The following is a 15,468-nucleotide window of genomic DNA, read 5'->3' on the forward strand; positions in this document are numbered from 1 at the left end:
ATAGTATAGCAGAGACTATTTTGCAAAACAAGATAGTTAACAATATTTTTCCAAATCTTTGCAGGATTTTTATTATCCACTCTCTAAATAGAGCAATAGGAGAACTTTATTACGAAAGGATGTTTTTCATCATGGTTACAAATCGAGTTGTCTTTTTAACAGGTGCTGCAAGTGGTATTGGTTATGAAATGGGAAACGCTTTTGCAAAAGAAGGTGCAAAAGTTGTTATTACCGATCGTCTTGAAGAACGTGCAAAAGAAGCTGCTGAACAACTACAAAAAGAGGGCTTTCAAGCTATCGGCTTAAAATGTGATGTTACATCCGAAGAAGAAATAGAAGCATCCATTTCCCAAACTGTTAATCATTTCGGTTCATTAGACATATTACTTAATAACGCAGGCATGCAACACGTTTCACCAATTGAAGATTTTCCAACCAAAAAGTTTGAGCTACTAATTAAAATTATGCAAATCGCTCCTTTTATCGCAATTAAGCATGCCTTCCCCATTATGAAAAAGCAAAAATATGGCCGAATTATTAATGTCGCTTCCATTAATGGCCTCGTTGGATTTGCAGGGAAATCCGCCTACAATAGCGCGAAACATGGCGTAATTGGATTAACAAAAGTTGCTGCTTTAGAAGGCGCTACGCATGGTATTACTGTAAATGCACTTTGTCCTGGTTATGTCGATACCCCTCTTGTACGTAATCAACTACAAGACTTAGCTACTACACGAAATGTACCACTTGAAAATGTTTTGGAGGAAGTCATTTATCCACTTGTACCGCAAAAACGCTTATTACAAGTACAAGAAATCGCTGATTATGCAATGTTTTTAGCGAGCGAAAAAGCGAAAGGTATAACCGGGCAAGCTGTCGTTATCGATGGTGGTTATACTGCTCAATAAAAAATAAAGTTTGCTCACGAAGAGCAAACTTTATTTTTTATCCCGGGGATCTTCCTACTTTAGTAATTGTTTAGGGAGTTTCTCGATTGCAACAATTACCCCATCTAATTTGCTTTCAATTCGATGGAGTAAATATAATGTTACAACAATCGGAAACCCTACATTACCTATCATCTTGATCCACTCTTCCATTCTTTTTCCCTCCTTTCATTATATAAATAAGAGAAAAGAACATATTTAGGCATAAAAAAACAAGCTATTATGTATTAGCTTGTTTTTTCAAACAATGATGCAATTTCTCGCTTATAATCTCCACGTATAATACCTTCCTCAGTAATAATACCTGTAATTAATTCATTCGGTGTTACGTCAAATGCAGGATTATAAACAGTAGTTCCAACTGGCGTTACTTGTTTCCCAAAAATTTTCGTAACTTCTGTTTCATCTCTTTCTTCAATAACAATTTCAGCTCCTGTTTGTTTCGTAATATCAAATGTCGATAACGGAGCTGCAACGTAGAATGAGATACCGAAGTACTTTGCTAATATAGCTAAATTCATTGTTCCGATTTTATTTGCTGTATCTCCATTTGCGACAATCCGGTCCGCTCCTACAATAATTGCGTTGATTTCTTTCGTTTGAATAGCATGAGCTGCTGTATTATCTGTAATAAGTGTTACATCAATATGTGCCTGTTTTAATTCCCAGGTCGTTAAGCGTCCGCCTTGTAAAACTGGTCTCGTTTCACATGCATATGCATGTAAATGTACACCTTTTTCTTTCCCAATATAAAACGGTGCTAGTGCAGTACCATATTTAGCAGTTGCAATACTGCCAGCGTTACAAATTGTTAAAATGTTATCACCGTCTTTAAAGCATGATAATGCATGTTCTCCAATACTTCGGCATACCGCTTCATCTTCTTGCTGAATACGAAGCGCTTCTTCTTCTAATATTTTTTGCGCTTCTTTTATTGAAGTAATTTCTTGAATGGATTCTCTCATACGATCGATTGCCCAAAATAAATTGACTGCTGTCGGGCGTGACGTTCCTAAATAATTACAATCTCTATTAAACTTCTTTTGAAATTCTTCAATATGTAAAGTAGTATATTTTTTTGCTGCAAGCGCCAAGCCAAATGCAGCTACAATTCCAATTGCCGGTGCTCCTCGTACTTCTAGCATGACAATACTTTTCCATACCTCTTCAATCGTCGTTAATGTTTTGTATTCTGTGCTATGCGGCAACTTTGTTTGATTTAATACTGCAATAGCATCCCCTTTCCAACTGACAGACCTCGGAATCGTAACAATTGTACTCATGCTTTTACCCCTCCAGAAACTGTCTGTTGGAATAATACTCGGAACAGTTGAATATCAGCGTTTTTAGATTCATATTTTATTAGTTCTTTACCTAAGGATAACGCTTGTTTCTTAGTTTGAATTCTCGTTTCTTTATTTGTTATTTCTTCTAAATCAGCTACATGTGCTAGGCCAATTGTTCTACGGATAAGCTCACACCCAGCAAATCCAACGGCATCCGTAAAAATATTTTGCAAAATAATTGGCAACCATTGTTTCTCTTTCGTATATGCCTCTACACCTTCTCCAATCCATAACTTCGTAAAAGTTTCTACAAAATAACTCCATGTCTTCTCTATATGGAAAAATAATATACTTCTCTGTTCTTCTTCTCTAGATAAAGCATTTAATAATAGATTTGCAATAAATTGACCGATGTCAAACCCAATTGGACCGTACGTTGCAAATTCTGGATCAATCACTTTCGTTTCAGAAGGTGATGAAAAAATACTACCTGTATGTAAATCACCATGAATAAGCGCTTCTTTTTTCGTTAAAAACTTATATTTACATTGAGCCACTTTTAATTTTAGAGTTTTATCACTCCAAAGTTCATCAACAGCCAATTGTAACTCCGGCTCATAATCATTCGTATCGTAATGGTCAAACGGATCTGTAAACACTAAATCTTCTGTAATTTTGCAGAGATCTGGGTTTACAAACGTACCTTCTAGTACCCTTTTCTCTTCTGACTGTAAACCAAAATCTGAAGTATAAAATAAAACATTTGCTAGAAAACGACCGATATGTTGGGATAAAAGTGGATATTCTTCTCCATCTATTAATCCCTTTCTTGTAATTATTAGTCTTGATAAGTCTTCTATTACTGTTACTGCTAACTCTTCATCATGACTGTGCACTACCGGAACATAATCCGGTACATACTTCGCAAAAATTTTCAGTGCCTTGCTTTCAATTGTCGCTCTTTTTATAGATAACGGCCAGCTTTCACCAACTACTTTCGCATATGGCAGTGCCTGTTTTATTATAATAGACTTCTCTCCATCATCTAATTTGAACACGTAATTTAAATTTCCATCTCCAATTTCATGACAAACTACATTTGCTTTCTTTTCAAAATAACCGTGTTCTTTCGCATATTGTATAGCTGTTGTTTCAGTTAATGCATAATATCCCATCGTCTTCTCCCCCTTTTTTATATTCAGAGGTTTTTCTGACGTAGAAAAACCTCTTTCCACTAAGAAAGAGGTTTGAAGTTTATCTTCTCCCCTCTTATCTGCCAGAAAGTTTTACTTTCTGCTGGAATTAGCACCGTGCCTTTTGGCGTAAATAAACGCCCCATTTCACAATGGTATTACGGTCGGTTGCTGGGCTTCATCGGGCCAAATCCCTCCACCTGCTCTTGATAAGAGTTGTATAATTTTTTAGAATTTTTAACTTTATGTTGAAGACTATACCAAGAATAAAAATCACTTGTCAACATTTTATTTGTATAATTCTGGACGTCGATCCGCAAAAACTGGAATTCCTTTGCGGACTTCTTTAATTTTCTCAAATGTAAGCTCTCCAAATAGAATTGATTCTTCTTCATTTGCTTCTACAACAACTTCGCCCCAAGGATCGACAATTAAAGAATGGCCGGCAAACTCATTATTTGGATCCTGCCCTGCCCTATTACATGCTACAACATAACACTGGTTTTCAACTGCTCTTGCTTGTAATAGCAAACGCCAATGTGCTAAACGAACTAATGGCCATTCAGCTACAACAAATAAAACTTTTGCACCTTTAGCAGTATGAACGCGCATCCACTCCGGAAAACGAATATCATAGCAAATTGTGCCAGCGCACTCTACATCATCTAACTTAAATTCACCAGTACGATTTCCAGCGATTAAATATTTATGTTCATCCATAAGCTGAAATAAATGCACTTTACTATATTCATTGACTAGTTCTCCTTTATTCGTTACAACATACATTGTATTTGTAACACCTTGCTCCGTTTGCTTTGCTATAGAACCACCAACAATATGTACACCATATTGTTTCGACCATTCTATCAACTTTTCTTTCGTTTCCAATCCATCCCTATCTGCAATTTCAGAGAGTCTCGTTAAATCATAACCTGTTGTCCATAGTTCTGGTAAGACGATAACATCTGGTCTTTCCTTCATCGCTTCGCTTATTTTATTTTTAGCATTCTCAATATTTTTTTCTACATCTCCAAAGACAATATCCATCTGAATACATGCGACTTTCATTTTTTCAGCCCCATTCTCATTTTTTTCTTTACAAAATACTGGAAAGATTATATCATTTGTCACTAGAATTGTAACAACTTTCAAAAGAGGTGGAAAGTATGAAATCATTTCAACCTTCTGAGATAGTAACATCATTGCCAACACAATTTTTCGCTTCACTTGTTGCAAAAGTTAACAAAGTCGTTGCAGCTGGTCACGATGTTATTAATCTAGGTCAAGGTAATCCAGATCAACCAACACCGCAGCATATCGTAAAAGCTTTGCAAGATGCTGCTGAAAAGACCATTCATCATAAATATCCGCCATTTCGCGGACACGAAAGCTTAAAAGAAGCTGTAGCAACATTCTATCAACGTGAATACGGCGTAGAATTAAATTCGAAAACTGAAGTTGCTATTCTGTTTGGTGGAAAGGCTGGATTAGTAGAATTACCAGTTTGCTTTACAAACCCTGGTGATACGATTCTCGTTCCCGATCCAGGTTATCCAGATTATTTATCAGGTGTCGCTTTAGCAAAAGCAAAATTTGAAACAATGCCACTTATTGCAGAAAATAACTTTTTACCAGATTATGCGAAAATTGATGTTTCTATTGCCGAGCGTGCAAAATTAATGTTTTTAAACTATCCAAATAATCCTACAGGTGCTACTGCATCAAAAGATTTTTTTGATGAAACGATTCATTTTGCCAATAAACACAATATATTAGTTGTTCATGATTTTGCTTATGGTGCTATAGGATTCGACGGTCAAAAGCCAGTTAGTTTCTTACAAGCAGACGGTGCCAAAGATACAGGAATCGAAATTTACACATTATCGAAAACTTTTAATATGGCTGGCTGGCGCATCGCTTTTGCTGTAGGGAATGAAAGTGTGATTGAAACAATTAACCTATTACAAGATCATATGTATGTTAGCATCTTCGGTGCAGTTCAAGATGCCGCCCGCGAAGCACTATTAAGTTCACAGTCTTGCGTAATAGACCTTGTAAATAGTTACGAATCTCGACGAAACGCTCTTATTTCAGCTTGTCACTCAATTGGTTGGAATGTAAACATTCCAACAGGATCATTCTTTGCATGGCTTCCTGTTCCAAAAGGATATACTTCTGAGCAATTTTCTAATATTTTACTAGAAAAAGCACATGTCGCAGTTGCTCCTGGTGTTGGATTTGGTGAGCATGGCGAAGGGTATGTCCGTGTTGGTCTCTTACATACAGAAGATAGATTAAGAGAAGCCATTAATCGAATTGATAAATTAAATTTTTTCAAAAAGTAATTGACAACATGAAAAATATCTGACAAAATTCAGTTATCTTAAAAATTTAAACATTTCTAAATACTTCTTATCAAGAGCAGGTGGAGGGACGAGCCCGACGAAACCCGGCAACCGATCTACAATTGTAGACACGGTGCTAATTCTCGCAGCATTACGCTGACAGATAAGGAGCTGGTTGTAAAAAAACCTCTCCTTAGCTGAGAGGTTTTTTTATTTAACTAGGAGGTTATAACAATGAGCGGAATTATAGCGACATATTTAATCCATGATGATTCACATAACTTAGAAAAAAAAGCTGAGCAAATTGCACTCGGTTTAACAATTGGCTCTTGGACTCATTTGCCGCATTTATTGCAAGAACAATTAAAGCAGCATAAAGGCAACGTCATTCATGTTGAGGAATTAGCTGAACATGAACATACCAATTCGTATTTACGTAAAAAAGTGAAACGCGGAATTATTAAAATCGAATATCCGTTATTAAATTTCAGTCCAGATTTACCAGCAATTTTAACGACTACATTCGGAAAGCTATCACTTGATGGCGAAGTAAAATTAATTGACTTAACTTTTTCAGACGAATTAAAAAAACAGTTTCCTGGTCCAAAATTCGGGATAGATGGTATTCGAAATCTTTTACAAGTACATGATCGTCCCCTTTTAATGAGTATTTTTAAAGGAATGATTGGACGAAATATCGGGTATTTAAAAACGCAATTACGCGATCAAGCAATTGGTGGTGTAGATATCGTAAAAGATGATGAAATATTATTCGAAAATGCATTAACACCACTTACGAAACGCATCGTATCTGGAAAAGAAGTTTTACAATCCGTATATGAAACATACGGACATAAAACGTTATATGCCGTAAATTTAACAGGACGAACTTTTGATTTAAAAGAAAATGCGAAACGTGCAGTGCAAGCTGGAGCTGATATTCTATTATTTAACGTATTCTCTTACGGACTAGATGTACTACAATCACTTGCAGAAGATGATGAAATCCCTGTTCCTATTATGGCACACCCTGCTGTAAGTGGTGCTTATTCTGCATCTAAGTTATATGGAGTTTCATCTCCATTATTACTCGGAAAGCTACTCCGTTATGCTGGGGCTGACTTTTCATTATTCCCATCTCCATACGGAAGTGTTGCGCTAGAAAAAGAGGAAGCTCTTGCTATCTCAAAATATTTAACTGAAGACGATGCATTTTTCAAGAAGAGCTTTTCTGTTCCGTCTGCTGGTATTCACCCTGGTTTCGTTCCCTTTATTGTACGAGATTTCGGTAAAGATGTTGTTATTAATGCTGGTGGCGGAATACATGGACATCCAAATGGGGCGCAGGGCGGCGGTAAAGCTTTCCGTGCTGCAATTGATGCTACTTTGCAAAATAAACCACTCCATGAAGTAGATGACATAAATTTGCATAGCGCACTACAAATATGGGGAAATCCCTCTCATGAGGTGAAATTATGAGTATTCAAGTATTTTGTGATTTCGATGGCACGATTACAAATAATGATAACATTATGTCCATTATGGAAAAATTTGCACCACCAGAAGCTGAAGAAGTAAAGAATAGAATTTTATCACAAGAGCTATCTATTCAAGAAGGTGTTTCTCAATTATTTCAATTCATACCTACTAATCTGCACGATGAGATTATTCAATTTTTAATAGAGACTGCTGAAATCCGTAATGGTTTTCATGAATTTATACAATTTGTAAATGAAAATAATATTTCCTTTTATGTTATATCAGGTGGAATGGATTTCTTCGTCTATCCACTCTTACAAGGACTCATTCCAAAAGAGCAAATCTACTGTAATAAAACAGATTTTTCAAATAAATACATTACAGTGAATTGGCCTCACCCTTGTGATCATCATTGTCAAAATCATTGCGGATTATGTAAATCATCACTCATCCGTAAATTAAGTAATACGAATGACTTCCATATTGTAATTGGAGATTCAATTACTGATTTACAAGCTGCGAAACAAGCGGATAAAGTGTTCGCTCGTGATTTCCTTATTACAAAGTGTGAAGAAAATCATATTTCTTATACACCATTTGAATCGTTTCACGATGTTCAAGCTGAATTAAAACATTTGTTGGAGGTGAAATTATGAAACAACTTTTTCGTCAATGGTATGACTTAAGCGAGATAAAAAAAGAATTAACGATACGAAATTGGTTTCCAGCAACGAGTGGTAATATTTCTATAAAGGTTAGTCATGAACCACTCACTTTTCTCATTACAGCAAGTGGTAAAGATAAAACAAAAACGACTCCAGATGATTTTCTATTAGTAGATCATCTAGGGGTACCCGTATTAGAGACTGAATTACGTCCTTCAGCAGAAACAATTTTGCACACACATATTTATAACAATACGAATGCCGGGTGCGTCCTTCATGTTCATACAACCGATAATAATGTCATCACAAATTTATATAGCGATGCAGTCACACTTCAAAATCAAGAAATTATTAAAGCTCTCGATATTTGGGAAGAAGGTGCAACAATAAACATTCCTATTATCGAAAACCATGCCCATATCCCAACGCTTGGAGAAAACTTCCGAAAACATATACAAGGAGATTCGGGAGCAGTATTGATCCGGAACCATGGTATTACCGTATGGGGCCGAGATAGCTTTGATGCAAAGAAAAGATTAGAAGCTTATGAGTTTTTATTCCAATTTCATATAAAACTATTATCAATTCAAGGAGGCGTTTCTAATGGCGCAAATTCGTATTCATGAAGTAAATACTCGCATTGAAAATGAAGTGGAAGTATGTAAATTTCTACAAGAGGAAGGTGTTTTATATGAGAAATGGAATATTTCTAAACTTCCTCCTCATTTAAATGAAAATTATTCTTTAACAGATGAAAACAAGGCTGAAATATTAGCTGTGTTTTCAAAAGAAATTGCGGATGTTTCATCACGCCGAGGTTATAAAGCACATGATGTAATTTCACTTTCAAATAGCACACCTAACCTTGACGAACTATTAATTAATTTCCAAAAAGAACACCATCATACTGATGATGAAGTTCGCTTTATTGTTAGTGGTCATGGCATCTTTGCCATTGAAGGAAAAGATGGGACATTCTTTGACGTTGAACTTGAGCCAGGCGATCTCATATCTGTTCCTGAAAATGCAAGACATTATTTTACTTTGCAAGATGATCGTCAAGTTGTAGCTATTCGTATTTTTGTTACAACTGAAGGCTGGGTTCCAATCTATTAAGGTAGTTAGTTGAATAAAAGGCCTTGGACCCCCTTTTCCAACCTTTTATTCACTCTACATATATACATCCTCCTATGGAGCAGGCTTATTTCAAAAAATGAAATAAGCCTGATTTTTTATTGTTCTAACCGTATTCTTCCTTCCGTTCAGTACAATCTCTCCCTTCAATTTTTCAAGTATATTTATTAATACTTTTTGAACATTTATTGAACTTTTTTTGAATTTTTTCTGAAAATTCTGTTTTGTATATGATATACTACAATTAACTAAGAAGGAAAAGAAAATCGCAAACAGAGGGGGATAATCATGAGTTTACTTATCGCACTTATACTAGGAGTTATGTGTGGAGCACTTCCTGTTATTTTAGGAGCCATTATGGAAGAGTTAGAAGTTGGTGTTTTAGGTTTTGTCGCATCTTGTGTAAGCGCTTTACTTTTTGGTTTATTCGGTGCTATTCCTGTTTCAATTCTCTGTGCATTTTATATAGTACGCCATGCTCGTACAAAACAATTTGGTCCTAATCACATCGCGCAAGTGATTCCATTCCCAATCGAACGATGCCGCCGGGCTTCTAGCTTATAATTACAAAATTAAAAATAAAAGTCCTCAAATGAGGACTTTTATTTATTTTCTTCTAGAAATTGAAACAATTCTTGTAGATGCAAAGCGTCTTCACTATAGCTAACAGATACATGATATATACCATCAATCTCCGCTTCCATGTAAAGGTCAACTCCATCTCGATCATATTTCAATGCCAAATAAAATTCCATTTCTTCTAGCATCTTTTTTGAAGTTCGAATAACGCAATGCCCTTTCTCATCTCTTCCATATTCGAAATTCGGTTCAAAATCATATTTTTGTTTAAAAGCTTCTTTTTGTTTTTCATTAATTTGTATACATGTTGCTCTTTGTACAGTATCAATCATCTCATCAAATTTTTGAAGATCCATCTCATTTACCCCCTTACGTATTTTTTGTATAACACTTGTGTTCCGCTATTTTCTTCCCCATCTTTTATTAGCTCTTCATACAATTCCTTCGCCAAACTTAAACCTGGTACTGGTAATTGTAATCTTTCAGCCTCATCTAACGCGATCTTCATATCTTTCATAAAATGCTTTACATAAAAACCTGGTTCAAAATCTCCCTTTAGCATTCGAGGAGCTAAATTACTTAATGACCAGCTACCTGCTGCTCCCGTTGAAATACTCTCCAATACTTTATCAGGATCTAATCCAGCCTTTTTCGCATAAGCAACAGCTTCACATACTCCAATCATATTGGAAGCAATCGCAATTTGATTGCACATTTTTGTATGTTGTCCACTTCCAGCAGGCCCTTGCAACTGAATATTTGTTCCTAGTTTTTCAAATAACGGTAAACATCTATCATATATTTCTTTCTCTCCACCGACCATAATTGCGAGTCTTGCTTCTTTCGCACCAACGTCTCCTCCAGATACAGGTGCATCTAACGTGTATACATTCTTACTTTTACCAGTTTCATTAATACGTTTTGCCAATGTTGGTGTAGATGTCGTGAAATCAATTGCGATTGTGCCTTCATTTGCATTCTCCAAAATTCCATCTATCCCAAAGTACACTTCTTCTACATCATGTGGATACCCAACCATAGTCATTACAACATCAACTTGCTTTACTAACTCTTTCGGTGTATCACACCAATTTGCACCATCTTGCACTAAAGAGTCTGTTTTCGATTTTGTTCTATTATATACATATACTGTATGACCGTCTTGCATTAAATGACGCACCATACTTTTTCCCATTACACCAATACCAATGAAACCAATTGATACATTTTTATGTTTCATTTTCTCATCCCCTTTGTTCTAATAAATCACTTACCATCTTTCGGAAATCTTTATTAAAGTCATCATCCATACTATTTTTCACGTTTGAAAATAAAATAACAAAAGTCCCTTTTTCTTTATTAAAATTATTGAAAGTATTCCACCCAGATAGTACACCATGGTTATGAAAATAATCCGGATATATGTAAAAACTAAATGCATATTTTCGTTCTGTTGAAGGTGAAAACATCGCTTGTATACTTTGTTCAGAAAGAAGTTTCCCATTTATAATTGCTTCGTCTAATTTCTTCATATCTCCAACTGTCGTATACATCTCACCACAACCATATAGCCAATCCATGCCTACCTTCTGCGCTGGTACAAGCTCTTGATTTTTTTTCACATAACCCTTTGTGAAATTTTTATCTCCAGGTACCATATTTCCCATACCAGATTCATGCATATCTGCTTTTATAAATATATTTTCTTTTATGTAATCTCCTAAAGGTTTTTTCGATATATGTTCTATTATATAGGCAAGCACCATATAATTATAATCTGTATATCTCCAACCTGTTCCTGCAGGAAATTCTAAATTTTGACGTCCAATCCAATTCATTAACTGTAAACGGGAGGCAGCATTAACATTGCCTTTTGCGTGTTCAGGTAAACCAGAGGTATGCGTTAATAAATGATATAACGTAATATTTTTATTCTCCGGAAATGAAGGAATATATTTATTTACATTATCTTGAATATTTAGCTTCCCTTGATCCTGCAGTTGTAAAATAGATGTAGCCACAACTGTTTTCGTAATAGAACCGATACGATATTTTGTGTGAGGCGTATTTTCTATTTTATTTTGAACATCAGCATACCCATATCCTTTATTCAATATAACATGCTCTTTATCTGTTACCAAAACTGTTCCATTGAATTGCTTTCCGACTAAATATTGATCTAATTTTTGAGATATGCTAGCATAATCAATTTGCTTTTCTTTTTTTTCTTCTTCTATATTCTCTTGTACTTCTGATTCAACAGCAGGATTCACCTTAGTTGTTAATTCTTTACTTTCCTTTATATTAGGATTATAGAGAAAATAGTATACTCCTCCACAAACTACAGCACATATTAAAACTATCATCATTATTTTTTTCATCATATTGTTCCTCCATAATTCCTTCGTTCAAAATCCCCCCTACACTCTATTATCAAGTAATAAAAAAAAATCGCAACAATTTGTTGCGAAAAATCACTTTTTTTCTTTTCTATATACACACACTTGATTTTTCCCATTTTTTTTCGCTTCATATAATGCAATATCCGCTCGTTGCATTAATTCTTCTCTTGTAATCCCTTTTTCATATAATGCAACTCCAAAGCTCGCTGTTAATTTCGAAATTCCTGAGAATTGCTTTGTTTCAATGAAAAATCGTAATGATTCCGCAACTTGAAATGCTTCTTTTTCTACCGTATTTGTTACTAAAATAATAAACTCTTCTCCTCCCCACCTAGCAAATACATGTTGCTGCTCCACTTTAGATTTCATGAGCTCTGCAAGCTCAATTAATGCTAAGTCACCAAAATCATGGCCATATGTGTCATTTACTGCTTTAAAATTATCTATATCAAATAAAATAAGTGCTATGTTTTCATTATTACGCATCGCATTATCCCATTCTGCCTCGAGTATTTGTTGGAATTTCAAACGATTATAAATCTCTGTTAACGAATCTATCATAGCAAGTCTTTCTTGTTCTTGATAGATTTCATCTAATTCGGTAATCTCTGTACACTTCACAATAAATCTTGATAAATCTTCTGGCAATGGTGTCGCACGCAATAAAAAAGTTGACACTTCCCCTTCATAGTTGGACATCTTAATTCTTCTATCATATGATAATGTATCATCTAACCATGTTATATCATGAGTTGTTGAATAGTATCCATTTTCTCTAATAAGATGTTCAGCAAATACTAAATGTTGCTCACGATACGCAAACAAATTTTCATATCCGAAAAACTCTAAAAAATTTGTATTACAATCAACAATCTCATCGTCTTCTACTATAAATAATAGATCATTTCGAAAATCAAACATCGTTTGAAGTAGTTCTTGTTGCAAACTTACTTGCCGCACTAAAGAAAGCTGATATAAACTTTTATTTACTTCCTCTAACACCATTTGTGGAGTCACAGGGGCTATCACAATATTACGTATTCCTAACGTAAGCACCTCTGCAAACTCGCTTGTTATTTGTTGATCCCAAATGACAATAAATGTACTCTGTGGATTATACATATTCTTTATATATTTTATTTGAGAAAAATCTGTTACATACATAATTACAATATGTGGTTTAGTCCTCTGAAATAATACTTCTCCTTCTTCAAAACTATTTGCTATAAACATACATTTTGGATGAATATTTTCTATCGTTTGTTGATGTGTGCATCCATTTTCTATATAAAGGACATTTAACTGAAGATCTTGTAATACATTTTGGAAAACCGTATTCTCTAATAAAAAATGTAGTATGTTCATCACTAGTCTTCACTCACTTCATATATCTTGTTCTACAGAATTCCTCACAAACATTTTATAAAAAACTGTTCTCTAAAAACTTTAATGAGTGAGGGATACATGTTAACAAGCTAATTGAGAATGTTCTCTTCGTTTTTCACTCTATAAATTCCTTTTTTAGTGTATGATTATAGGAATTGTATCGTTTGTATGAATGCCCTAGCTTCCGCTTTAAAACTTGACAATTAAAATAAAGATATTATATTCTTAAATTCGATAACTTACAAAATGTAAGTAGAATATTTTATATGTATTTTTTTCATAATTTGATATGTAATTTGGAGGATATATAATGACAAACGAAAACTTTTTTAATGTTTTATATGAACGCACATCTACACGTGCATTCAACCCAGAGAAAGAAATTTCATCTACAGAGTTACACGAGATTTTAAAGGGAGCTGCTCAAGCACCTTCTGCTTGGAACTTACAGCACTGGAAATTCCTCGTATTCCAAGGTGAAGATGTACAGAAACGATTACATCCAATTGCTTATAACCAACAACAAATTCTTGATGCTTCTGCTGTAGTCGCTATTTTAGGTGATTTAGAAGCTTATAAAAATGTTGAACAAGTTTATGGTCCAATTGTAGAACAAGGATTTATGAAAGAAGAAGCAAAAGAGCGCTTAGCTAAAAATATTGAGTCTGCATATGCCCGTGAGCAATTCCCAAGAGATGCAGCCTTTTCAAATGCATCTTTAGCAGCAATGCAACTTATGCTTGCAGCTAAAGCAACTGGCTGGGATACTTGTGCGATTGGTGGTTTCAACCCACAAGCACTTACAGAAGAATTCAATGTTTCATCTCGCTACGTACCAATTATGCTTATTACAATTGGTGAATCAACTTTAAAAGGCCACCCTGCACCACGAATGAGCGTAGAACAAGTGAGTGAATGGGCAAAATAATAAAGTGAAACTTGAATCAATGAAAGGGTTTTACTGTCCTTTCATACGAATAAAAAGAAACGAAGGTAATTTCATTACCTTCGTTTCTTTTTTATTCTGTCACACATCCGTAATACTAAAATGTATGATTCGACATCCGCACATAAAAAACAGTAAATTTCATGCTATTCGCATACACATAAATGACGTTTCGTGTCGAATTTTGTTAAAGTATCGAAATATAACCGTGTGTTTTTGTTACAATTATGATACAATGATAACAAATAGATAACAAGAGAGGGATTTTCATTGAGTTCATACGGAAGCTTTATTGCACTTTTATGTTACATAGTAACTGTACTGCTTCTATATTTTATTGGCGATGCTGCAAATATTTCAGTTTTACAATTTCCAAAAGAAGAAGCATTCCACTTAGAATCAGAAAAACATACTGCACGATCCATTGTACCGCTACTGTTAGCTCTTCCTGTATATATCATCGTTTTATATAAAAGCAAAAAAGTGTAAAGGCTACCTATTTCATTCATTTCGGTGGTCTTTGCACTTTTTTGTGATATCTATCCTATTTTAAACATCATTCCATAATAAACACCCAGCTAGTCTTTTAAAATGAGAAATTCCCCTAGAAAAAATTCCACTCTCTGTCCAGTCACTCACTACCGAACTTACATAGATTATAAGTGTGAAGGGGGTGATGAGGATTATGTTTGGATCATTTGGATGCTGTGATAACTTTAGAGACTGTCATCATCATGAAAGAGAGTGCAGACATCATGAGAAAGAGAAAGAGAGAGAAGTAGTTAGACCACAACAACCAGCTGTATGTAACGTACTTGCTAACATTTCAGTTGGAACAGAGCTTTCTCTTTTAAGCATTAGAGGTAATGGCACTTTCAACAATGTAATTTTTGAAGGTTTCGCTAACGGTGTTGCTCTTTTCTCTGCTTTAGCTCGTAATAACAAAGACAACAAAGATAACAATAAAGACGATAAGAACAATCAAAACCGTAATACTTTTACTGGTATTTTACGTGTATGCCCAACTGATATCGTTGCTATCGCTATCTAATTCTGTTCCTTATCCTCTATAGTAAAAAAATAAGATTTACTTTTCTCATAGAAAA

18 protein-coding genes and 2 riboswitches are annotated in these 15,468 nt (G+C 34.8%); of the genes, 10 read left to right on the forward strand and 8 right to left on the reverse strand.

The window, feature by feature from the left end; genetic code table 11:
* The first annotated feature begins 131 nt into the window (after positions 1-131).
* A complete protein-coding gene (locus MR079_RS14700; protein WP_242294200.1) occupies positions 132-908 on the forward strand; it encodes a 3-hydroxybutyrate dehydrogenase in 777 nt (258 codons plus the stop codon).
* Positions 909-962: 54 nt separating this feature from the next.
* Here the strand turns inward: MR079_RS14700 and MR079_RS14705 are convergent, their stop codons facing one another.
* From MR079_RS14705 to MR079_RS14720, 4 genes are all read right to left on the reverse strand, one after another.
* Positions 963-1,100, reverse strand: a complete 138-nt coding sequence (locus MR079_RS14705; RefSeq protein ID WP_000393326.1) for a YvrJ family protein — start codon at positions 1,098-1,100, stop codon at positions 963-965.
* 74 nt (positions 1,101-1,174) lie between these two features.
* The gene (mtnA, locus tag MR079_RS14710) at positions 1,175-2,230 is read right to left on the reverse strand and encodes an S-methyl-5-thioribose-1-phosphate isomerase (RefSeq protein ID WP_242294201.1); all 1,056 of its coding nucleotides are present in this window, start codon (positions 2,228-2,230) and stop codon (positions 1,175-1,177) included.
* Positions 2,227-3,408 carry an S-methyl-5-thioribose kinase gene (gene mtnK, locus MR079_RS14715; RefSeq protein WP_139866832.1) on the reverse strand — a complete coding sequence of 394 codons (1,182 nt, stop codon included), beginning with the start codon at positions 3,406-3,408 and terminating at the stop codon, positions 2,227-2,229. Before mtnK ends, mtnA begins: the two co-directional genes overlap by 4 nt.
* Before the next feature lie 91 nt (positions 3,409-3,499).
* A riboswitch (SAM riboswitch) is annotated at positions 3,500-3,642 on the reverse strand.
* 72 nt (positions 3,643-3,714) lie between these two features.
* Positions 3,715-4,578, reverse strand: a complete 864-nt coding sequence (locus MR079_RS14720; protein WP_139867107.1) for a carbon-nitrogen family hydrolase — start codon at positions 4,576-4,578, stop codon at positions 3,715-3,717.
* Between the two features lie 14 nt (positions 4,579-4,592).
* Here MR079_RS14720 and MR079_RS14725 point away from each other — a divergent pair, with 14 nt between their 5' ends.
* The 6 genes from MR079_RS14725 to MR079_RS14750 all read left to right on the forward strand — a co-directional run bounded on the left by MR079_RS14725 (position 4,593) and on the right by MR079_RS14750 (position 9,613).
* Positions 4,593-5,771 (forward strand): pyridoxal phosphate-dependent aminotransferase, encoded by a 1,179-nt coding sequence (locus MR079_RS14725; RefSeq protein ID WP_139866830.1) that lies wholly within the window; start codon positions 4,593-4,595, stop codon positions 5,769-5,771.
* Positions 5,772-5,835: 64 nt separating this feature from the next.
* A riboswitch (SAM riboswitch) is annotated at positions 5,836-5,941 on the forward strand.
* 64 nt (positions 5,942-6,005) lie between these two features.
* Complete coding sequence (mtnW, locus tag MR079_RS14730; protein WP_139866828.1) at positions 6,006-7,250, forward strand: 2,3-diketo-5-methylthiopentyl-1-phosphate enolase; 1,245 nt, start codon at positions 6,006-6,008, stop codon at positions 7,248-7,250.
* Complete coding sequence (gene mtnX / locus MR079_RS14735; protein WP_139866826.1) at positions 7,247-7,906, forward strand: 2-hydroxy-3-keto-5-methylthiopentenyl-1-phosphate phosphatase; 660 nt, start codon at positions 7,247-7,249, stop codon at positions 7,904-7,906. Before mtnW ends, mtnX begins: the two co-directional genes overlap by 4 nt.
* Complete coding sequence (locus MR079_RS14740; protein ID WP_098344938.1) at positions 7,903-8,541, forward strand: methylthioribulose 1-phosphate dehydratase; 639 nt, start codon at positions 7,903-7,905, stop codon at positions 8,539-8,541. The genes mtnX and MR079_RS14740 overlap by 4 nt, the downstream gene beginning before the upstream one ends.
* Positions 8,519-9,031 carry a cupin domain-containing protein gene (locus tag MR079_RS14745; protein ID WP_139866824.1) on the forward strand — a complete coding sequence of 171 codons (513 nt, stop codon included), beginning with the start codon at positions 8,519-8,521 and terminating at the stop codon, positions 9,029-9,031. Before MR079_RS14740 ends, MR079_RS14745 begins: the two co-directional genes overlap by 23 nt.
* A gap of 306 nt (positions 9,032-9,337) precedes the next feature.
* Positions 9,338-9,613 (forward strand): hypothetical protein, encoded by a 276-nt coding sequence (locus tag MR079_RS14750; RefSeq protein WP_098921516.1) that lies wholly within the window; start codon positions 9,338-9,340, stop codon positions 9,611-9,613.
* 38 nt (positions 9,614-9,651) lie between these two features.
* On the opposite strand, the gene MR079_RS14755 is transcribed toward MR079_RS14750, so the two are convergent.
* The 4 genes from MR079_RS14755 to MR079_RS14770 form a co-directional block, all read right to left on the reverse strand.
* Complete coding sequence (locus MR079_RS14755; RefSeq protein ID WP_242294202.1) at positions 9,652-9,984, reverse strand: DUF3909 family protein; 333 nt, start codon at positions 9,982-9,984, stop codon at positions 9,652-9,654.
* Between the two features lie 5 nt (positions 9,985-9,989).
* Positions 9,990-10,868, reverse strand: coding sequence for an NAD(P)-dependent oxidoreductase (locus tag MR079_RS14760; RefSeq protein ID WP_139866823.1), 879 nt, complete (start codon positions 10,866-10,868; stop codon positions 9,990-9,992).
* A 4-nt stretch (positions 10,869-10,872) separates the two neighbouring features.
* A complete protein-coding gene (locus MR079_RS14765) occupies positions 10,873-12,012 on the reverse strand; it encodes a serine hydrolase (RefSeq protein WP_242294203.1) in 1,140 nt (379 codons plus the stop codon).
* A 90-nt stretch (positions 12,013-12,102) separates the two neighbouring features.
* Positions 12,103-13,395, reverse strand: a complete 1,293-nt coding sequence (locus MR079_RS14770) for a GGDEF domain-containing protein (RefSeq protein ID WP_001023204.1) — start codon at positions 13,393-13,395, stop codon at positions 12,103-12,105.
* A gap of 331 nt (positions 13,396-13,726) precedes the next feature.
* Here MR079_RS14770 and MR079_RS14775 point away from each other — a divergent pair, with 331 nt between their 5' ends.
* The 3 genes from MR079_RS14775 to MR079_RS14785 all read left to right on the forward strand — a co-directional run bounded on the left by MR079_RS14775 (position 13,727) and on the right by MR079_RS14785 (position 15,413).
* Positions 13,727-14,344 carry a nitroreductase family protein gene (locus MR079_RS14775; RefSeq protein ID WP_000180605.1) on the forward strand — a complete coding sequence of 206 codons (618 nt, stop codon included), beginning with the start codon at positions 13,727-13,729 and terminating at the stop codon, positions 14,342-14,344.
* A 288-nt stretch (positions 14,345-14,632) separates the two neighbouring features.
* Positions 14,633-14,851 carry a hypothetical protein gene (locus MR079_RS14780; RefSeq protein WP_000100486.1) on the forward strand — a complete coding sequence of 73 codons (219 nt, stop codon included), beginning with the start codon at positions 14,633-14,635 and terminating at the stop codon, positions 14,849-14,851.
* Between the two features lie 196 nt (positions 14,852-15,047).
* Complete coding sequence (locus MR079_RS14785; RefSeq protein WP_000468015.1) at positions 15,048-15,413, forward strand: DUF3915 domain-containing protein; 366 nt, start codon at positions 15,048-15,050, stop codon at positions 15,411-15,413.
* The last annotated feature ends 55 nt before the right edge of the window (positions 15,414-15,468 follow it).

It is taken from the genome of Bacillus cereus group sp. BfR-BA-01381, assembly GCF_022663555.1.
In the GTDB taxonomy this organism is placed as follows: domain Bacteria; phylum Bacillota; class Bacilli; order Bacillales; family Bacillaceae_G; genus Bacillus_A; species Bacillus_A pacificus.